Annotated in this window: 15 protein-coding genes; 11 read left to right on the forward strand and 4 right to left on the reverse strand. The window is 67.2% G+C overall.

All coding sequences use genetic code 11. From position 1 onward, the window contains the following. Positions 1-428: 428 nt before the first annotated feature. From AU072_RS09185 to AU072_RS09210, 6 genes are all read left to right on the forward strand, one after another. Positions 429-953, forward strand: coding sequence for a general stress protein (locus tag AU072_RS09185; protein WP_064413503.1), 525 nt, complete (start codon positions 429-431; stop codon positions 951-953). A gap of 204 nt (positions 954-1,157) precedes the next feature. Further along, entirely contained in the window at positions 1,158-2,558 is a 1,401-nt protein-coding gene (locus tag AU072_RS09190) for an ABC transporter substrate-binding protein (protein WP_064413590.1), read from the forward strand. Beyond that, complete coding sequence (locus tag AU072_RS09195; RefSeq protein WP_064413504.1) at positions 2,555-3,484, forward strand: carbohydrate ABC transporter permease; 930 nt, start codon at positions 2,555-2,557, stop codon at positions 3,482-3,484. The genes AU072_RS09190 and AU072_RS09195 overlap by 4 nt, the downstream gene beginning before the upstream one ends. Then, positions 3,484-4,320 carry a carbohydrate ABC transporter permease gene (locus tag AU072_RS09200; protein WP_064413505.1) on the forward strand — a complete coding sequence of 279 codons (837 nt, stop codon included), beginning with the start codon at positions 3,484-3,486 and terminating at the stop codon, positions 4,318-4,320. Before AU072_RS09195 ends, AU072_RS09200 begins: the two co-directional genes overlap by 1 nt. A gap of 4 nt (positions 4,321-4,324) precedes the next feature. Beyond that, entirely contained in the window at positions 4,325-5,527 is a 1,203-nt protein-coding gene (locus AU072_RS09205) for an ABC transporter ATP-binding protein (RefSeq protein WP_064413506.1), read from the forward strand. After that, positions 5,524-6,117 carry a suppressor of fused domain protein gene (locus AU072_RS09210; RefSeq protein ID WP_064413507.1) on the forward strand — a complete coding sequence of 198 codons (594 nt, stop codon included), beginning with the start codon at positions 5,524-5,526 and terminating at the stop codon, positions 6,115-6,117. The genes AU072_RS09205 and AU072_RS09210 overlap by 4 nt, the downstream gene beginning before the upstream one ends. Positions 6,118-6,185: 68 nt before the next feature. On the opposite strand, the gene corA is transcribed toward AU072_RS09210, so the two are convergent. Further along, a complete protein-coding gene (gene corA, locus AU072_RS09215; protein ID WP_064413508.1) occupies positions 6,186-7,289 on the reverse strand; it encodes a magnesium/cobalt transporter CorA in 1,104 nt (367 codons plus the stop codon). 147 nt (positions 7,290-7,436) lie between these two features. Here corA and AU072_RS09220 point away from each other — a divergent pair, with 147 nt between their 5' ends. The 3 genes from AU072_RS09220 to AU072_RS09230 are packed head-to-tail and all read left to right on the forward strand — an operon-like array spanning position 7,437 to position 10,521. Beyond that, complete coding sequence (locus AU072_RS09220) at positions 7,437-8,426, forward strand: malate dehydrogenase (protein ID WP_064413509.1); 990 nt, start codon at positions 7,437-7,439, stop codon at positions 8,424-8,426. A 49-nt stretch (positions 8,427-8,475) separates the two neighbouring features. Further along, positions 8,476-9,672, forward strand: coding sequence for an NAD(P)-dependent malic enzyme (locus AU072_RS09225; RefSeq protein WP_082680746.1), 1,197 nt, complete (start codon positions 8,476-8,478; stop codon positions 9,670-9,672). Positions 9,673-9,678: 6 nt separating this feature from the next. Further along, positions 9,679-10,521, forward strand: a complete 843-nt coding sequence (locus AU072_RS09230) for a glycine betaine ABC transporter substrate-binding protein (RefSeq protein WP_064413511.1) — start codon at positions 9,679-9,681, stop codon at positions 10,519-10,521. A gap of 76 nt (positions 10,522-10,597) precedes the next feature. On the opposite strand, the gene AU072_RS09235 is transcribed toward AU072_RS09230, so the two are convergent. From AU072_RS09235 to AU072_RS09245, 3 genes are all read right to left on the reverse strand, one after another. Next, positions 10,598-11,428: an SDR family NAD(P)-dependent oxidoreductase gene (locus AU072_RS09235; RefSeq protein WP_064413512.1), complete on the reverse strand. Its 831-nt coding sequence runs from the start codon at positions 11,426-11,428 to the stop codon at positions 10,598-10,600. Between the two features lie 285 nt (positions 11,429-11,713). Beyond that, a complete protein-coding gene (locus AU072_RS09240; protein WP_235629836.1) occupies positions 11,714-15,490 on the reverse strand; it encodes a multifunctional oxoglutarate decarboxylase/oxoglutarate dehydrogenase thiamine pyrophosphate-binding subunit/dihydrolipoyllysine-residue succinyltransferase subunit in 3,777 nt (1,258 codons plus the stop codon). 195 nt (positions 15,491-15,685) lie between these two features. After that, a complete protein-coding gene (locus tag AU072_RS09245; protein ID WP_064413514.1) occupies positions 15,686-16,438 on the reverse strand; it encodes a hypothetical protein in 753 nt (250 codons plus the stop codon). A gap of 141 nt (positions 16,439-16,579) precedes the next feature. Here AU072_RS09245 and AU072_RS09250 point away from each other — a divergent pair, with 141 nt between their 5' ends. After that, complete coding sequence (locus tag AU072_RS09250; RefSeq protein ID WP_064413515.1) at positions 16,580-17,869, forward strand: multidrug effflux MFS transporter; 1,290 nt, start codon at positions 16,580-16,582, stop codon at positions 17,867-17,869. Between the two features lie 85 nt (positions 17,870-17,954). Continuing rightward, a complete protein-coding gene (locus AU072_RS09255; protein WP_064413516.1) occupies positions 17,955-19,868 on the forward strand; it encodes an MFS transporter in 1,914 nt (637 codons plus the stop codon). Positions 19,869-19,871: the final 3 nt, after the last annotated feature.

Below are 19,871 nucleotides of genomic sequence, written 5' to 3' on the forward strand. Positions count from 1 at the left end.
AAGACCAACGGCGAGGGCGGTCGCGGGTTGGCGATCGCCGGCATTGCCGTCGGCGCGGCGGGGGGTAGGCGGGAGGCGGCGAATACCCCGACGGCGGGTCGTATGCCGGCGGAGCCTGGTACGGCGAGCCGTACGCGGGCGGTTGGTCGGCCGACCGCTCGGATGACGAATCGTCGCTTGACGGCGGCGTGGTCGGGTCGGGCGGCCAAGTCTGCGACTGCTCGATCGACGGCGCCTCGTAACCGGCGGACGTCGGCTCGGAGGCACCTCCATCGGATTCGGATGGTGCGTTTCGTGCTGCGTCCTCCCCGGGATTTGTCATGCTTGTCAACCTAGCGCAATTCTCGGGCACGATTGCGGCCATCGCGGCGTTGTCCCTTACGAGACAGCAACTTAACGATTCGCGGCAAAGAGGAGATAGAGGACCGATGACCAGCCCGTTTCAACCTGGAGCAAATCCCGGCGCAACGCCGGGTGGCCCAAATATGGGCCGCGGCCCCGCTGGTCTGCCCACGCCGCCGAAGGGGTGGCCCATCGGTTCGTATCCGACGTACGCCGAGGCGCAGCGCGCCGTGGACTACCTCTCAGACCAAGAATTTCCCGTCCAGCAGGTGACGATCGTCGGTGTCGACCTGATGCAGGTGGAGCGGGTCACCGGCCGGCTGTCGTGGCCCAAGGTGCTCGGCGGTGGTGTTCTGACGGGTGCGTGGCTGGGCCTGTTCATCGGCTTGATTCTCGGGTTCTTCAGCCCCAACCCGTGGGCAGCACTGGCCACCGGCCTGATCGCCGGTGTGTTCTTCGGCCTCATCACGTCCGCGATCCCATATGCGATGGCACGCGGCACAAGAGATTTCAGTTCTACGCTGCAACTCGTGGCGGGACGCTACGACGTGCTGTGCGATCCGCAGAACGCCGAACGCGGACGGGATCTGCTGGCGCGCTTGACCATCTGACGCCCACCCCTTTTCGGCGAGTGTGCGGGTCTGCAGACGACACACCGCGCACAAAGCGGATGTTGCGCACGCTCGCGATTGCGTAACGGTGCGCGCCGCGCGCCGCCGAGGTGTTGCAAACCATACACTTGTGGCAATACGGTTTGCGCGCGGGAGATTCCCGACATTCGGCGCGGACGGAGGCGGGTGGTGCGCTTCGCCAGCATGCGCGGCCCACGGCGGATGGGCGCCGCGGCGATCGCTGCGCTGACGGCGGCGTCAACGCTGACGGCGTGTGGTTCCGACAGCGGCGGCATCGTCATCAACTACTACACGCCTGCCAACGAGGCGCAGACGTTCACGGCCGTCGCCGAGCGGTGTAACGAACAACTCGGCGGCCGCTTCACCATTCAGCAGATCAGCCTGCCGAAGAGCGCTGACGACCAACGGCTCCAGCTCGCGCGGCGGCTGACCGGAAACGACAGAAGCCTCGACGTCATGGCGCTCGACGTGGTGTGGACCGCCGAGTTCGCCGAAGCCGGTTGGGCGTTGCCGCTCTCCGACGATCCGGCGGGTCAGGCCGAGGCCGACGCGAGGGCCAACACGCTGCCGGGCCCACTGGAAACCGCTACGTGGCAGGACAAGCTCTACGCCGCGCCGATCACCACCAACACCCAATTGCTCTGGTACCGAGCCGATCTGATACCGGAGCCACCATCGACTTGGGATGACATGGTGGCCGAGGCGACCCGGCTGCACGCCGCCGGTGGGCCGAGCTGGATTGCGGTACAAGGAAAGCAGTACGAAGGCTTGGTCGTCTGGTTCAACACCCTGCTGGAAAGCGCGGGCGGTCAGGTGCTTTCCGACGACGGCCAAACCGTCACGCTGACCGACACACCCGAACATCGCGCCGCCACCGTCAAGGCGCTGCAGATCATCAAGAGCGTCGCCACCGCACCCGGTGCGGACCCGTCGGTGACTCAGACCGACGAGACCACCGCACGGCTGGCGCTCGAACAGGGCAAAGCGGCGCTCGAGGTGAACTGGCCCTACGTGCTGCCGTCGCTGCTCGAGAACGCGATCAAGGGCGGGGTGACGTTCCTGCCGCTGGACAAAGACCCGTCGCTGGCCGGCAGCATCAGCGACGTCGGAACGTTCTCGCCCAGCGATGAACAGTTCGAGACCGCCTTCGAGGCGAGCAGGAAGGTCCTGGGATTCGCCTCGTATCCGGGCGTTCGGCCGGGTGAGGCGGCGAGGGTCACCATCGGCGGCCTCAACCTCGCCGTGGCGAAGACGACGCAACACAAGGCCGAGGCGTTCGAAGCCATTCGATGCCTGCGCGACATGGAGAACCAGCGGTACACCTCCGTCGAAGGTGGACTGCCCGCGGTGCGCACCTCGCTGTACAGCGATCCGGCATTCCAGGCGAAATACCCCCAGCACGAGCTGATCCGCCAACAACTCACCAACGCCGCGGTGCGTCCCGCCACGCCGCAGTACCAAGCGGTTTCCACCCGCATCTCCACGACGCTGGCTCCGATCACCGACATCGACCCCGAGCGCACCGCAGACGAACTCACAGAGCAGGTGCAGAAGGCCATCGACGGGAAGGGGCTGATCCCGTGACGGCGCCACCCGCGGCCGCGACCGCGCCGGCACCGAGCGCGACCGGCAGCGACGACACCCGCTCGGAACGCAAGTTGGCCTTCCTGCTCATCGCGCCCGCGGTCGTATTGATGCTCGCGGTGACGGGCTACCCGATCGCCTACGCGGTGTGGCTGAGCCTGCAGCGCAACAACATGGCCGCCCCCGACGACACCGAGTTCATCGGGCTGGAGAACTACGTCACCATCCTCACCGACCAGTACTGGTGGACAGCCTTTTTCGTCACGCTCGGCATCACCGTCGTCTCGGTGGCCATCGAATTCGTCCTCGGCATGGCGCTGGCGCTGGTGATGCACCGCACCATCTTCGGCAAGGGCGTCGTACGAACGGCGATCCTCATCCCGTACGGAATCGTCACGGTCGCCGCGTCATACAGCTGGTACTACGCGTGGACGCCGGGCACGGGGTACCTGGCGAACCTGCTGCCCGAGGGCAGTGCCCCGCTGACCGAACAGCTTCCGTCTCTGGCGATCGTGGTGCTGGCCGAGGTGTGGAAGACGACGCCGTTCATGGCGCTGCTGCTGTTGGCCGGATTGGCGCTGGTGCCACAGGATCTGCTCAACGCCGCCCAGGTCGATGGTGCGGGCGCCTGGAAACGGCTGACCAGGGTGATCCTGCCGCTGATCAAGCCGGCGATCCTGGTGGCGTTGCTGTTCCGCACCCTCGACGCGTTCCGGATCTTCGACAACATCTACATCCTCACCGGCGGGGCCAACAACACCGGTTCGGTGTCGATCCTGGGATACGACAACCTGTTCAAGGCATTCAACGTGGGTCTCGGCTCGGCGATCAGCGTGCTGATCTTCCTGTGCGTGGCGATCATCGCGTTCATCTACATCAAGATCTTCGGTGCCGCGGCGCCGGGGTCCGCCGAGGAGAATCGCTGATGGCTGAGCGCGTCGGTGCGTCACGGGTCACCGGTTGGACGATCGTCAACGTGCTGGTCATCGTCTACGCGCTCTTCCCGGTGCTGTGGATCCTGTCCCTGTCGCTCAAGCCGACGTCAAGTGTCAAGGACGGCAGGCTGATTCCCGCCGAGATCACCTTCGACAACTACAAGGCGATATTCCAGGGCAACATCTTCACCTCGGCGCTGATCAACTCGATCGGTATCGGCCTGATCACGACTGCCATCGCGGTGGTGATCGGTGGGATGGCCGCGTACGCGGTCGCGCGGCTGGACTTCCCGGGCAAGCGGCTGCTGATCGGCGTCGCCCTGCTGATCGCGATGTTCCCCCACATCTCGCTCGTCACACCGCTTTTCAACATCGAGCGCGCGGTCGGGCTGTTCGACACCTGGCCCGGACTCATCATCCCGTACATCACCTTCGCGCTGCCGCTGGCGATCTACACGCTCTCGGCGTTCTTCCGCGAGATCCCCTGGGATCTGGAGAAGGCGGCCAAGATGGACGGTGCGACGCCGGCGCAGGCGTTCCGCAAGGTGATCGCCCCGCTCGCCGCGCCCGGCATCGTCACCGCCGCGATCCTGGTGTTCATCTTCGCGTGGAACGACCTGTTGTTGGCGTTGTCGCTGACCGCAACCGAACGCGCCATCACCGCGCCGGTGGCGATCGCGAACTTCACCGGCAGTTCACAGTTCGAGGAACCGACCGGATCGATCGCGGCGGGTGCAATGGTCATCACCATCCCGATCATCATCTTTGTCCTCATCTTCCAACGACGGATCGTCGCCGGACTGACATCCGGTGCGGTGAAGGGGTAGTTCCATGGCCGAAATTGTGTTGGACCGGGTGACCAAGAGTTACCCCAACGGCGCGACGGCCGTCCACGAGTTGTCGATGACGATCGCCGACGGCGAATTCATCATCCTCGTCGGCCCGTCGGGATGCGGAAAGTCGACCACGCTCAACATGATCGCGGGCCTGGAAGACATCACCTCGGGCGAACTGCGCATCGGTGGCGAGCGCGTCAACGAGAAGGCGCCCAAGGACCGCGACATCGCGATGGTCTTCCAGTCGTATGCGCTGTACCCGCACATGAGCGTTCGGCAGAACATCGCCTTCCCGCTCACGCTGGCCAAGCGGAAGAAGGACGAGATCGCCCGCAAGGTCGACGAAGCCGCGAGAATCCTTGATCTGAGCGAACTTCTGGACCGCAAACCGGGACAGTTGTCGGGCGGTCAGCGGCAACGCGTGGCGATGGGCCGCGCGATCGTGCGTGATCCCAAGGCCTTCCTGATGGACGAGCCGCTGTCGAACCTCGACGCCAAGCTGCGTGTACAGATGCGCGCGGAGATCGCCCGCCTGCAGGACAGGCTCGGCACGACCACCGTCTACGTCACCCACGACCAGACCGAGGCCATGACGCTGGGCGACCGTGTGGTGGTGCTGCGCGCGGGGGTGGCCCAGCAGATCGGAACTCCCGAGGACCTCTACAACCGCCCGGCGAACCTGTTCGTCGCCGGCTTCATCGGCTCGCCGGCCATGAACTTCTTCTCCGCGACCATCACCGACGTCGGCGTGCGGCTGCCGTTCGGCGAGGTGACCCTCACTCAGGAGAATTACGACCTGCTGGCCCGGCGCAACGCACCGAAGAACGTGATCGTCGGAATCCGGCCCGAGCATTTCGAGGACGCCGCCGTGCTCGACGGGTATGCGCGCATTCGCGCACTGACCTTCGATGTGAAGGTGGACATGGTCGAGTCGCTGGGCGCCGACAAGTACCTCCACTTCAAAACCGAAGGCGCCGGCGCGCATTCAGCGCAGCTTGCCGAGCTGGCCGCGGAGTCAGGCGTCGGCGAAAACGAGTTCGTCGCAAGGGTTTCGGTCGATTCGACCGCCAAACAAGGCGACACGGTTCAGTTGGCGTTCGACACGTCAAAACTGGTCGTGTTCGATCCCGAGACGGGCAACAACCTCAGCCTGCCCGACGCCGATTCATCCGCGCCACCCGCGCCACCGGCCGAGTGATCGACGTCCCCGCGAAGGTCCGCACCCACCTGCGCGAGCACTTCGCCGCGCAGGGCATCGATTCCGAGCCCGACGAGGCCAGCGTCACATTCCTGGGCACCGAGACCATCGACGTGCTGCGGTTCGGGCCCGACGCCGACGGGGTCATGCACCATGTGTCGCTGGGCTGTTCGCGTCATCCGATGTTCGATCCGACCGAGATGGTGACCGACGTCGTACACGGTCCGCGTGCGGAGGTGATCGTCGCCTTGCGTGGGCCATCGCCGCGGGGGTTGCACCGGTCCATCGCGATTGTGGCCGCCGCGCCAGCGGTGGAAGGGCTCGTCCTGGCGCCCGATGCGTTGATCGACTTGGAGACACCGCTGTGGGAGTCCACACCGTTCACCGCGTTCCTGTTGAGCGACAGCGCGATCGGCGATGTGCCGTTGGCCGGCCCGCTGGAACCGGTGAAGGTGTTGGCCGCCACACCGATCACCGCCACCGAAGCCGCGTGGGTGCGCCTCAAGGGTGCCGACGCGATGCGCGAGGCGTGGCAACAGGACGGCGTCGACGTGCTCGACCCGGCGCGCCCGGCGGCCAAACCGAGCTGAGCTCCGCGCGAAATTGCGTTCCGGCAGCGAAATGTCGAGAGGCGCCTGCGGGAATGCGATTCGGGAGTTCAGAGCCAGTGGTTGCGCCGGAAGGCGCGAAACAGCAGACCGCAGATGACCACCATGAACAGCAGCACCGCGGGATAGCCCCAGGTCGCCGACAGCTCGGGCATGTGCTCGAAGTTCATACCGTAGATGCCGGCGATCGCCGTGGGCACCGCGGCGATCGCCACATAGGCCGAGATCTTGCGCATGTCGGTGTTCTGCTGCATGGCCACCTTGCCGACGGCCGCCTGCACGAGCGAGCTGAGCACCTCGTCGAAGCTGGCGATGCGATCGGACGCCTTGATGGCGTGGTCGAGCACATCGCCCATGTACCGCAGGATCTCGACGGAGATCAGGTCGCTGTGCTCGGAACCGAGACGTTGCAGGTCGGTGGCCAACGGGCCGACCGCACGGCGGAGTTCGACGATCTCGCGCTTGAGCAGATAGATGCACTCGATGTCGGTCCGGTTGGTCGGGGAGAAGACGTCCTCCTCCATCGCGTCGATGTCGGTTTCGATCGACTCGGTGACCTCGAGGTAGCCGTCGACGACGTGGTCGGCGATCGCGTGCATCACCGCATAGGGGCCGAGCTCCAGCAGGTGCGGCGAGGCCTCGAGGTGTTTGCGCACCCCGGCCAGCCCGCCGTGTTCACCGTGCCGGACGGTCACCACGAAGTCGGGTCCGACGAAGATCATGATCTCGCCGGTCTCGACGATCTCGCGCGCCTTCGCGATCGACTCGTGTTCGACGTAGGTGACAGTCTTGAGGACGAGGAACAAGGTGTCGTCGTAGCGTTCCAGCTTCGGCCGCTGGTGTGCGTGCACGGCGTCCTCGACGGCGAGCGCGTGCAGACCGAAAACATTCGCGACCGTCTGCATCTGGCGTTCGTCGGGTCCATGGAAGCCGATCCAGACGAAGGCGTTCCGGCCTTCGCCGCGCAGCTCTTCGACCTTGTTCTGGGCCGCGTCGTGGGTGAAGCTTCCGGGCAGTCGAGTGCCGTCGCAATAGACGCCGCAATCCACCGTCGCGTGTGCCACGGGCACGCGGACCGGGTCGGCGGCCACGCCGTCGCGGCTGTTCTTCACGGTCGCACGTCCGGGTTGTCGGCCCGGACTGAACGACGGCATCGGCGCAGCCTTCCTGAACGACGCACGCCCGGTTTCGGGCCGTGGTCGATGCTACGCGGCTGGGCGCGTCGGCTGCCTGCTAGTTTCGTTCCCGACGCAATCCGCCCGCGGTGCGGGCCACGTACATCTGTCCAAGGAGCATCTGACGTGAGCACAACTCCCCTCAAGGTCGCAGTCACCGGTGCCGCCGGCCAGATCGGCTACAGCTTGCTGTTCCGCCTCGCGAGCGGATCACTGCTCGGCCCCGACCGGCCGGTCGAGCTGCGGCTCCTCGAGATCGAGCCGGCGCTCAAGGCGCTCGAGGGTGTGGTGATGGAGCTCGACGACTGCGCGTTCCCGCTTCTTGCCGGCGTGGAGATCGGCGCCGACGCGAACAAGATCTTCGACGGCGCCAACCTGGCGCTGCTCGTCGGCGCCCGCCCCCGCGGCCCGGGCATGGAGCGCAGCGACCTGCTCGAGGCCAACGGCGCGATCTTCACCGCCCAGGGCAAGGCGCTCAACGAGGTGGCCGCCGACGACGTGCGCATCGGGGTGACCGGCAACCCGGCCAACACCAACGCGCTGATCGCGATGTCCAACGCTCCCGACATTCCGCGCGAGCGGTTCTCGGCGCTGACCCGCCTCGACCACAACCGGGCGATCAGCCAGCTGGCCCGCAAGACCGGCGCCAAGGTCACCGACATCAAGAAGATGACGATCTGGGGCAACCACTCGGCCACCCAGTACCCGGACATCTTCCACGCCGAGGTCGGCGGCAAGAACGCCGCCGAGGTGGTCAACGACCAGAACTGGATCGAGAACGACTTCATCCCGACCGTCGCCAAGCGCGGCGCGGCCATCATCGACGCCCGCGGTGCCTCCTCGGCGGCGTCGGCCGCCTCGGCGACCGTCGACGCCGCCCGGGATTGGCTGCTGGGCACCCCGGCTAACGACTGGGTGTCGATGGCGGTGTACTCCGACGGTTCCTACGGTGTGCCGGAGGGCCTGATCTCGTCGTTCCCGGTGACGACGAAGGACGGCAACTGGTCGATCGTGCAGGGGCTGGACATCGACGACTTCTCCCGCAGCCGCATCGACAAGACGACGGCCGAGCTCGCCGACGAGCGCAAAGCGGTCACGGACCTCGGCCTGATTTGAGCCGGCGGGCGATTAGGTTACCTACCAGTTCGTCGTTAACCTGGGCGCCGTGTCGCAAGCGGTAAGAGACCTTCCATTGACCGGATCCAATATCGTCCTCAGCGATGAGGAGATCTTCGCGGCCCACGTGGGCGGCAAGCTCTCGGTAGCGCTGAACGCGGCCCTCGACACCGAGCGGGCGTTGTCCGTCGCCTACACCCCGGGCGTGGCCCAGGTCAGCCGTGCCATCGCCGCCGACCACACGTTGGCCGCCCGCTACACGTGGGCGAGCCGCATGGTCGCGGTCGTCAGCGACGGCAGCGCGGTGCTGGGGCTGGGAGACATCGGACCGGCGGCGTCGCTGCCGGTGATGGAGGGCAAGAGCGCGCTGTTCAAGGCGTTCGCCGACTTGGACTCGATCCCGATCGTGCTCGACACCAAGGACACCGACGAGATTGTCGAGACCCTGGTGCGGCTGCGCCCGACATTCGGGGCCGTCAACCTCGAGGACATCTCGGCACCGCGGTGCTTCGAGATCGAGCGGCGCCTGGTCGAGGCGCTGGACTGCCCGGTCATGCACGACGATCAGCACGGCACTGCGATCGTCGTGCTGGCCGCCCTGCTGGGCGCGGCCAAGGTCGTCGACCGCGAGATCGGATCGCTGCGGGTCGTCGTCTCCGGCTGCGGTGCGGCCGGCATCGCGTGCGCGAAGATCCTGATGGCAGCCGGTGTCAGCGACATCACGCTGCTCGACTCGCAGGGCATCGTGCACAAGGGCCGGGAGAACCTCAACTCCTACAAGGCCGATATGGCCGAGTCGACCAATCCGCGCGGGCTGACCGGCGGCATCGCCGAGGCGCTCGACGGTGCCGACGTGTTCCTCGGGTTGTCCGCGGGCGTCGTGCCCGCCGACCTGATCGCCTCGATGGCGCCCAACTCGATCGTGTTCGCGCTGTCGAACCCGGATCCGGAGATCCATCCCGACGACGCCAGCAGGTACGCGGCCGTCGTCGCCACCGGGCGCAGCGACTTCCCGAACCAGATCAACAACGTGCTCGCGTTCCCGGGCGTGTTCCGCGGCGCGCTCGACGCGGGCGCGCGCCGCATCACCGAGCGGATGAAGGTGGCGGCCGCCGAGGCGATCTTCTCGGTGGTCGGCGACGACCTGGCCGCCGACCGCATCGTGCCCAGCGTGCTGGACCCCCGCGTCGCACCAGCCGTCGCGCAGGCGGTCGCCAGTGCCTCCCGCGACACGTCGGGCGGCTAGTCACCAGTGAGCCGGCGGCTGGCGCTGGCGCTCGTCGCGGTGATCGTGGCGGGCAGCGCGGCGTGCGGCGGGGACACCGAACGGCCGTCGATAGCCGTCGGCGCCACAGCCGATCCCGAGTCGACGTTGATCGCCCACCTCTACGCCGCGGCGCTGCGCTCGTACGGCAGCCCCGCCCACGTCAAGATCGAGGACGACCCGCTGACCGGGCTGGACTCCGGTGTCGTCCGCGTCGTCCCGGGATTCACCGGACGGTTGCTGCACAGGTTCAATCCCGAGTCGGCGGCACGCGCGCCGACGCAGGTGTATCGGGAGATGGTCTCCGCGCTGCCCGAGGGTGTCGCGGCGGGGGACTACACCACGTCGGCAGAGGACAAGCCGGCGCTCGCGGTGACCGAGACGACCGCCGAGAAGTGGGGCGGGCGCGACGTCACCGCCGCGGTGCGCAACTGCGACCGGCTGGCCATCGCCGCGGTCACCGATGCACCGCGTCCGGCGACGATCGGCACATGTGAACCCAAGGTGACCGAATTCCCCGACAGCCAAGCGGCTTTCGACGCCGTGCGCGCCGGCCGGTTTCCCGCCGCATGGACGACGACCGCGGCCCCGGGCGTCCCGCCCGAACTGCTGACGCTGTCGGATCGCACGTCGCTGATCCGCGCCGAGAACGTGGTGCCGCTGTCTCGCCGCAACGAGCTCAACGAGTCACAGGTGCTCGCGCTCAACGAGGTCGCCGGTGTGCTGGACACCGCGGCGCTGGCCGAGATGCGCGCCAAGGTCGCCGATGGCGCTGATCCAGGTCACGTGGCCGACGCGTTCCTGGCCGAACACCCCCTCGGCGACTCCTAGCGTCATCGCCGAAACTGAAGGTATTCGTCACGAAATCGCGGAACTTCGCACAAAGCTTCAGGTTCGGCGCGGGCGATCAGTGCGCGTTGGGCACCAGGCGCTTCATCACCGTCAGGAACAGTCGCTGATAGCCCGATCCGGTGAGCCGCACGATCGCGTCGAGGATCTTCGCGTCGGCCCCGACGAGCACCCGCGCCCGGTTCTTGCGGACGCCGTCGAGGATGATCTTCGCGGCCTCCTCGGGCGTGGTCCGCGTCAGCCTGGTGTCGAACGTCTTGGTCAGGCCTTCGCGGTCGACGCCCTCGGCGGCGGTCGAATTTCGCATGATCGCCGTCTTGATCCCGCCGGGGTGGATGGTGGTGACCTTGACCGGGTGGCCGGCGGCCTGCATCTCCTGGCGCAGCGCCTCGGTGAACCCGCGGACCGCGAACTTGGCCGAGTTGTATGCCGACTGGCCGGGAACCGAGAAGATGCCGAACAGGCTCGACACGTTGACGACGTGCCCGTCGCCCGAGGCGATCAGGTGCGGCAGGAACGCTTTCGTGCCGTTGACGACGCCCCAGAAGTCGACGTCCATCACCCGCTCGATGTCCTTGTACGGGGTCACCTCGACGTCGCCGACATACGCGATGCCGGCGTTGTTGTAAATCTGGTTGACCTTGCCGAAGTGCTCGACGACCGCGTCGGCGTACAGCTCGAAGGCCTCGCGCTCGGTGACGTCGAGGCGGTCGGTCTTCACCGGCGCGCCGATCGCCTTCAGCCGCTCCTCGGTGGCCGCCAGGCCCTCGGCGTCGACGTCGCTGATCGCCACACTCGCACCCGACTTGGCCAGCTCGATCGCCAGCGCCTGTCCGATACCCGACCCGGCACCGGTCACCACGGCGACTTTCCCGGCGAAGCCCTGCATAACCACTCCCTCGTGTTGTAGCCGTCAAGAGGTTAGCCGGAACCGCCGGTCCGCCCACTAACGGGTTGATCCCACGCACCGGGTGCGCGCAATCAACCGGTTAAAGGCCCTTCTCCAGATTGAATTGCCCGACTCCTCCTCGGGGCTCGTCCCTCGCCCCGCATCGTCGCCGCGCGCTCTCAGGCGAACGCCTCGCGCCGGTTGTCGTCTCCTCGGCGTCCGCCTTCGTGCCTCAGGCGAACGCCTCGCGCCGGTTGTCGTCTCCTCGGCGTCCGCCTTCGTGCCTCAGGCGAACGCCTCGTCGATGATCTCCTGCTGCTCGACGGCGTGCACCTTCGACGAGCCCGACGACGGCGCCGACATGGCCCGCCGCGAGACCCGCGTGATCCCGGTCAGCTTCTCCGGCAGGACCTCGGGCAACGTCAGCCCGAACGTCGGCCACGGACCCTGGTTCGCCGGTTCCTCCTGCACCCAGAAGTACTGCTCGACGTTGGGATAGCGGTCCAGTGTCTCGGCCAGCCGGCGCCGCGGCAGCGGAGCGAGCTGCTCGACGCGCACGATCGCCACGTCGTCGCGCTGATCCTTGTTCTTGCGGGCGGCCAACTCGTAGTAGAGCTTGCCGCTGCACAACAGCATCCGCTTGGCCTGACTGCGATCCCCGTCGCCGTCGGTGTAGGTCGGCTCCTCGAGCACCGAACGGAACTTCTGCTCGGTGAAGTCGCGAATGTCGCTGACGGCGGCCTTGTTTCGCAGCATCGATTTCGGCGTGAACACGATGAGCGGCCGGTGAATGCCGTCCAGGGCGTGACGCCGCAGCAGGTGGAAGTAGTTCGCCGGCGTGGACGGCATCGCGATCGTCATCGAGCCCTCGGCCCACAACAGCAGGAACCGCTCGATGCGTCCGGACGTGTGGTCGGGGCCCTGGCCCTCATGCCCGTGCGGCAGCAGCAGCACGACGTCCGAGCGCTGGCCCCACTTGGCCTCACCGGAGCTGATGAACTCGTCGATGATCGACTGTGCACCGTTGATGAAGTCGCCGAACTGCGCCTCCCACAACACCAGCGCATCAGGGTTGCCGACGGAGTAGCCGTACTCGAAGCCGACGGCCGCGAACTCCGACAGCGGGGAGTCGTAGACCATGAACCTGCCGCCGGTCGGGTTGCCGTCCTTGTCGACGGTCAACAGATCCAGCGGGGTGAACTCCTGACCCGTCTTGCGGTCGATGATCACCGAATGGCGCTGGGTGAACGTGCCGCGGCGGGTGTCCTGCCCCGACAGCCGCACGGTCTTGCCCTCGGCGATCAGCGAGCCGAGCGCGAGCAGCTCGGCGAACGCCCAGTCCACCTTGCCCTCGTAGGCCATCTCGCGGCGCTTCTCCAGCACCGGCTTGACCCGCGGGTGCACGTTGAAGCCCTCGGGCACCGACAGATGCGCATCGCCGATCCGCGCCAGCAGCGACTTGTCGACCGCGGTGTTCGTGCCGGCGGGCACCATCTGATCGGCTTCCACCGAGGCGCTCGGTTCGATCTCGTGTTTCTCGAGTTCGCGCACCTCGTTGAAGACCCGTTCCAGCTGGCCCTGATAGTCACGCAGCGCGTCCTCGGCCTCTTTCATCGAGATGTCGCCGCGGCCGATCAGCGCTTCGGTGTAGCTCTTGCGCACACCGCGTTTGACATCGATCGCGTCGTACATGCTCGGCTGCGTCATCGACGGGTCGTCACCTTCGTTGTGTCCGCGGCGGCGATAGCACAGCATGTCGATGACGACGTCCTTGTGGAACTTCTGCCGGAAGTCGACCGCGAGCCGGGCCACCCAGGCCGCGGCCTCGGGGTCGTCGCCGTTGACGTGGAAGATCGGCGCACCGACCATCTTGGCGACATCGGTGCAGTACTCCGAGGACTTGGCATCCGAAGGCGATGTGGTGAAACCGATCTGGTTGTTGACGATGATGTGGATCGTCCCGCCGACGCGGTATCCCCGCAGCAGCGCCAGGTTCAGCGTCTCTGCAACCACGCCCTGGCCGGCGAACGCCGCGTCACCGTGCAGCATCAGCGGCACGACGCTGAACGCCCCGGCGCCCTCACCGTCGCCGTCACCCTTGTCGATGATGTCCTGCTTGGCGCGCACCAGGCCCTCCAGGACCGGGTCGACGGCCTCGAGGTGCGACGGGTTGGCCACCAGCGAGACGTCGATGTCGTTGTCGCCGAACATCTGGATGAACTTGCCCGACGCGCCCAGGTGGTACTTCACATCGCCGGAGCCGTGCGCCTGAGACGGATTCAGATTTCCCTCGAACTCGGAGAAGATCTGCGAGTAGGGCTTGCCGACGATGTTGGCCAGCACGTTGAGCCGGCCGCGGTGCGGCATGGCAATCACGACCTCGTCGAGGGCGTGCTCGGCACACTGGTCGATCACCGCATCCATGGTCGGGATGACCGTCTCCGCGCCCTCCAGCGAAAAACGTTTCTGGCCAACGTATTTCGTCTGCAGGAACGTCTCGAACGCCTCGGCCGCGTTGAGCTTGCTCAGGATGTACTTCTGTTCGGCGACCGTCGGCTTCTCGTGCTTCTTCTCGATGCGCTCCTGCAGCCACTGCTGCTGCTCGGGCTCGAGGATGTGGGTGTACTCGACGCCGATGTGGCGGCAGTAGGAGTCGCGCAGCAGTCCGAGCACGTCGCGCAGCTTCTTCTCGTCCGCGCCGGCGAACCCGTTGACCTTGAACTCGCGGTCGAGGTCCCACAGCGTCAGCCCGTGGGTGAGGATGTCCAGGTCGGGGTGGCTGCGGAAGCGGTTCTTGTCCAGCCGCAGCGGATCGATGTCGGCCATCAGGTGGCCGCGGTTGCGGTAGTCCGAGATCAGCTCGATGACGCGGGCGTTCTTGTCCTCGACCGAGTCCGGGTTGTCGGTGCGCCAGCGCACCGGCTCGTAAGGGATGTGCAGTTCGCGGAAGATCTCGTCGAAGAAGTCGTCGTCGAGCAGCAGTTCGTGAATGGTGCGCAAAAAGTCGCCGGATTCGGCGCCCTGGATGATGCGGTGGTCGTAGGTCGACGTCAGCGTGACCAGCTTCCCGATGCCCAGTTGCGCGATGCGTTCCTCGCTGGCGCCCTGGAACTCGGCGGGGTACTCCATCGCGCCGACACCGAGGATCGTGCCCTGGCCGCGCATCAACCGCGGCACCGAGTGCACGGTGCCGATGGTGCCCGGATTGGTCAGCGAGATCGTCACACCGGAGAAGTCGTCCATGGTCAGCTTGCCGTCGCGGGCCCGCCGCACGATGTCCTCGTAGGCGGCCACGAACTGGCCGAAGCCCATCGTGTCGGCCTTCTTGATCGCGGCCACCACCAGTTGCCGGTCGCCGTCCTTGCGTTGCAGGTCGATGGCCAGGCCCAGGTTGGTGTGCGGCGGGGTGACCACGTTGGGTTTGCCGTCGATCTCGTCGAAGTACCGGTTCATACCCGGGAACTTCTTGACCGCCTGCACGAGCGCATACCCGATGAGGTGGGTGAACGAGATCTTCCCGCCGCGGGTCCGTTTGAGGTGGTTGTTGATGACGATGCGGTTGTCGATCATCAACTTGGCCGGGACCGCGCGAACACTGGTCGCGGTCGGCACCTCCAGCGACGCCGCCATGTTCTTCACGACGGCCGCGGCCGCGCCGCGCAGCACCTGAGTCTCGTCGTCGCCGCCAGAGTCCTCGGCGTCCTTGTCCTTGGTCTTGGCCTTGGCGGACGCCTTGTTCTCCGATTTCTTGGCCGACTCCTTGGGCGCCGACTCCTTCGCGGGCTCCTTGGGCTTGGCGGGAGCCTTGGCCGGTGCCGACGACTTCGACGCCTTGCCCTCCTTGGCCGAGGTCTCCTTGGCGGGCCGGGCGGCCCCGTTGCTGTCGGACCGCTCGGGCGCGGGCGCGGGGGCCGGCTCCGGCGGGCTCACCGGCCCGGCGGTGCGCTGGCCGTTCCCGCTGCGGCCCTGACTCTCTGAGGTCGGCTCAGGGGAGTAGTCGACAAGGAATTCATGCCAACTGGAATCTACCGACGAGGGATCCTCGCGGAACTTGCGATACATCTCCTCGACCAACCACTCGTTCTGTCCGAATGGTGAAGGTGAGCTCACGGTAGCTACTCGCCTCGATTCTTCGCTTCACGCGAGCACATCTGAACGCTCGCCAGGTTCTGTACGGATTACCCGCATTCCGCCGACTAAAGGCTAGCGCCGAAGCATCGGCCAGACCACGACAACGACCTTCCTGGGCACGCGCCGTCAGTCCTTGGGCGCGGGCAGCACGTGCAGCACCGTCGGCCACCGCGGTGGTGGGGTGCCGAACGCGCTGCGCGCGTTGCTGATGATTCGCTTGCCCATCAGGCGGTTGCCGACACCGCCGACGACCGCGCCGACGCCGACCGGCAACGTCTTGCCGAACGCGAGCGCGCCCCGCTTGAGGGTGTAGCGCTTCACGAAATACCTCAGCAGCCGCGAATTCAGTTGCGACAGCGCGGGCAGCGGCAGGGTGGCCGCCCCGTCGGCGACCCAGGCGCCCCGAGTGCGGCCCCTGCCCATCAGGTCGGCGATCGCACGCTTACTGTCCTCGCCGACCAACACGGCCAGCACCAACGCGCGACGCCGCTCCTGATGCTCGGCCGGAATCCCGTGCACCTCGGCCACGGCCAACACGTACAACGCCGTCGCCTCCAAGAAGACGACCGTCTCACCGGCCACCGACGCCATCGCGGTCAGCGTCCCGATACCGGGAAACGCCGCGGCCGATCCGACGGCGGCGCCGCTGGCCATCACCGCGCTCAGGTAGCGCTTCTCGAGTTTGGTGATCACATCGGCCGGCGTCGCGTGCGGGTCCTGTTCGCGCAGCCGGTCGACGTAGGCCTTGACCGCGGGAGCCTGCACGCGCGACCCGCGCTCGATGATGCGGGAGAGCGCCTTGGCGGCGACGCTCGGATCCTCGGCGGAGCCTTCGCTGACCGCCGGTGACTGGCTCTTGGCCTTCGACCGGGCACTCATGGGGCCTCCTGTCCGAACGACTCGTTTCAGGCTATCGCTTCGGCCAACGAACGACGGCGGCGGTGAGTGCCCCGGCCGTGATCGCGCTCACCTTCGGCCGGACCGGGAAGAAAATAATCAGAAGCGACGCTAACCATTCCCATGGCACCATCAACCGCTGTGGATCTGACGACTGCCCCGACTCCGTTCCAGGAGGGCACGACTCCGAGCCGCATCCGGATGATCGTCGTACTGGGTGTCATGGTGGCCTTGGGCCCGCTGACCATCGACATGTACCTGCCCGCGTTGCCGAGGATCGCCGAGGAGCTCGGAGTGTCCTCGTCGATCGCGCAGCTGACGTTGACCGGGACACTGGCCGGGCTGGCGCTCGGTCAGCTGGTCGTCGGGCCGCTCTCCGATTCGCTGGGCCGCCGCCGGCCGCTGATCGCCGGAATCGTGCTGCACATGGTCGCCTCGCTGATGTGCATGTTCGCCTCCAACATCGAGGTGCTCGGGTTGGCTCGGGCGCTACAGGGGATGGGTGCCGCAGCGGCCTCGGTGGTGGCGGTCGCGGTCGTCGGCGATCTGTTCACCGGGTCGGTGGCCGCCACGGTGATGTCACGGCTGATGCTGGTGCTCGGCGTCGCGCCCGTGCTGGCTCCCTCGCTGGGCGCCGCGGTTCTGCTGAAGGCCTCCTGGCACTGGGTGTTCGCCGCGCTGGTGCTGATGGCGGGGGTGTTGCTGGTGGTTGCGGCGACGGCCCTGCCCGAGACGCTGCCCGTCGCACACCGTCGCCCGCTGAAGGTGCGCGGCATCGCCGCGACGTACCTGGAGTTGCTGCGCGATACCAGGTTCGTCGTGTTGGTTCTGGTCGCGGCGCTGGGCATGTCGGGGCTGTTCGCCTACATCTCGGCCGCGCCGTTCGTCCTGCAGGGTCGCTACGGTCTGGATCAGCAGGCCTTCGCGCTGGTCTTCGCCGCCGGTGCGATCGCACTGATCGGGGCCACGCAGTTCAACGTCGTGCTACTGCGCCGGTTGCGGCCGCAGACCATCGTGTTGTGGGCCCTGACCGTGGCCTCGCTCGGCGGTGCGGTCTTCGTCGGGATCACGGTCGCCGACGTCGGCGGGGTGGCCGGATTCGTCGTCCCGGTATGGATCGTCCTGGCGGCCGTCGGCTTCGTCATACCGAACGCGCCGGCGCTGGCGTTGACCCGGCACCCCGACGCCGCGGGCACCGCGGCGGCTCTGCTCGGTGCCGCGCAGTTCGGTCTGGGTGCCGCGATCGCCCCGCTGGTCGGTGCGCTCGGCAACGACGAGTTCGCTCTGGCCGCGGTGATGACGGTGGGTATGGTGATCGCGTTGCTCGCGCTCATGGCCGTCGGTGTGGCGGCCGAACGCGCGGACGACTCCGAACGCGATGTCACCGCCGACGTCGTGCCCGAGCCGGCCTGACGCTTCGCAGCGCGTGGTCCCGCCTTGTCGGGATCGACCACGCTCCGTAGCGTCGGCAGCATCGCCGAGTGCTAGTCGACCCAGAATGTTGTCAACCCTCTTCACCAGGCAGAACGCCTCAACGAACCCGTGGCATGCGCTGTGGGCGATGATGGTCGGCTTCTTCATGATCCTGGTGGACGCGACGATCGTCGCCGTCGCCAACCCGTCGATCATGGCCAGGTTCGGCGCCAGCTACGACGCCGTCCTGTGGGTCACCAGCGCCTACCTGCTCGCGTACGCGGTGCCGTTGCTGGTCGCGGGCCGCCTCGGCGACCGGTTCGGCCCGAAGAACCTCTACCTTCTGGGCCTGACGGTGTTCACCGTCGCCTCGCTGTGGTGCGGGCTGTCCGACACGATCGGGATGCTGATCGCCGCGCGGGTCGTGCAGGGCGTGGGCGCGGCGCTGCTGACGCCGCAGACGCTGTCCACGGTCACCCGCATCTTCCCCGCCGAGCGGCGCGGCATGGCGATGAGCGTCTGGGGCGCGACGGCCGGCGTCGCGACGCTGGTCGGTCCGTTGGCCGGCGGGATCCTGGTCGACGCCCTCGGGTGGCAGTGGATCTTCTTCGTCAACGTCCCGATCGGCGTGGTGGGCGTGGCGTTGGCGCTGCGGCTGATACCCGAACTGCCGAGGCAGCGGCAGCGGCTCGACGTGCCGGGGGTGATCCTGTCGGCGGTCGGGCTGTTCCTCATCGTGTTCGCCCTGCAGGAGGGGCAGGCCAACAGATGGACCCACTGGGTCTGGGGTCTGATGGCGCTGGGCACCGGGGTGGTGGCCGCGTTCCTGTTCTGGCAGGCGGCCAACCGCAACGACCCGCTGCTGCCGCTCGAGATCTTCCGCGACCGCGACTTCTCGCTGTCGACGTTCGGTGTCGCGACGATCGGATTCGTCGTGACCGGAATGATCGTGCCGGTCATGTTCTACGCACAGGCGGTGTGCGGGTTGTCGCCGACGCAGTCGGCACTGCTCACCGCCCCGATGGCAATCGCCACCGGTGTGCTCGCGCCCGTCGTCGGACGGATCGTCGACCGGTGGCACCCACGCCCGGTGGTCGGGTTCGGGTTCTCCGTCCTGGCGATCGCGATGACCTGGCTGTCACTGGAGATGACGCCCGCCACTCCGATCTGGCGGCTGGTGTTGCCGCTGACCGCTACGGGGGTCGGCATGGCGTTCATCTGGTCACCGCTGGCCGCGACCGCGACCCGCAACCTGCCGCCGCGGTTGGCGGGGGCGGGTTCGGGTGTCTACAACACCACCCGCCAGGTCGGGGCGGTGCTGGGCAGCGCCAGCATGGCGGCGTTCATGGCGTGGCAGGTCAACTCCGAGATGCCGTCGTGGGCTTCCGATCCGGCCCAGGGGGGTGATGCGGGTGCGACGCAGTTGCCGTCGTTCCTGCACACGCCGTTCGCGGCCGCCATGTCGCAAGCGTTGCTGTTGCCGGCATTCGTCGCACTGTTCGGTGTGCTGGCCGCGATGTTCCTGCTCGGCTACCCGCGTCGCCCGCTCGAGCACACCGCCACCGTCGCACCCGACGACGACGAGCCGTTCGTCGACGACGATGACGACTACGTCGAGTACACCATCGACTGGAACGACGGCGCCGCTTCGTGGGTGCGTGCCGAGCGGGAGCCGGCGACCGAGCCGCTGTCCGCGCGTGAGGAGCGCCCCACCGAGCAGGCCGACGACTCGTGGCGCGCCATACTCGACCAACTGCTCGCCGACATTCCGCCGGTACCACCGGCCAAGCCTGCCAACGATCCGATCGGATTGTCGCACAACGGGTTACATGTCGACACCGGACGGTGGCTCACGTGGCTGGACTCACCGCGGCCCGATGACGGGGCCTATCCGCGCAGTGGGGGCCGCGACCACCCCGACCGCCCCGACCGCCACGAGCGGTCGAACCCGGGGCGGTTCCGTTCCAGTGGCAGGCATGCGCGCGACGACCACGACTGACGA

It is taken from the genome of Mycolicibacterium novocastrense, assembly GCF_001499835.1.
In the GTDB taxonomy this organism is placed as follows: Bacteria; Actinomycetota; Actinomycetes; order Mycobacteriales; family Mycobacteriaceae; genus Mycobacterium; species Mycobacterium novocastrense.

Coding starts and splice junctions, on each gene's coding strand:
- AU072_RS09185 (WP_064413503.1), top strand. CDS start 429: ATGACCAGCCCGTTTCAACCTGGAGCAAATCCCGGCGCAACGCCGGGT.
- AU072_RS09190 (WP_064413590.1), top strand. CDS start 1,158: ATGCGCGGCCCACGGCGGATGGGCGCCGCGGCGATCGCTGCGCTGACG.
- AU072_RS09200 (WP_064413505.1), top strand. CDS start 3,484: ATGGCTGAGCGCGTCGGTGCGTCACGGGTCACCGGTTGGACGATCGTC.
- AU072_RS09205 (WP_064413506.1), top strand. CDS start 4,325: ATGGCCGAAATTGTGTTGGACCGGGTGACCAAGAGTTACCCCAACGGC.
- corA (WP_064413508.1), bottom strand. CDS start 7,289: ATGCCGTCGTTCAGTCCGGGCCGACAACCCGGACGTGCGACCGTGAAG.
- AU072_RS09235 (WP_064413512.1), bottom strand. CDS start 11,428: ATGCAGGGCTTCGCCGGGAAAGTCGCCGTGGTGACCGGTGCCGGGTCG.
- AU072_RS09240 (WP_235629836.1), bottom strand. CDS start 15,490: ATGTATCGCAAGTTCCGCGAGGATCCCTCGTCGGTAGATTCCAGTTGG.
- AU072_RS09245 (WP_064413514.1), bottom strand. CDS start 16,438: ATGAGTGCCCGGTCGAAGGCCAAGAGCCAGTCACCGGCGGTCAGCGAA.
- AU072_RS09250 (WP_064413515.1), top strand. CDS start 16,580: ATGGCACCATCAACCGCTGTGGATCTGACGACTGCCCCGACTCCGTTC.
- AU072_RS09255 (WP_064413516.1), top strand. CDS start 17,955: ATGTTGTCAACCCTCTTCACCAGGCAGAACGCCTCAACGAACCCGTGG.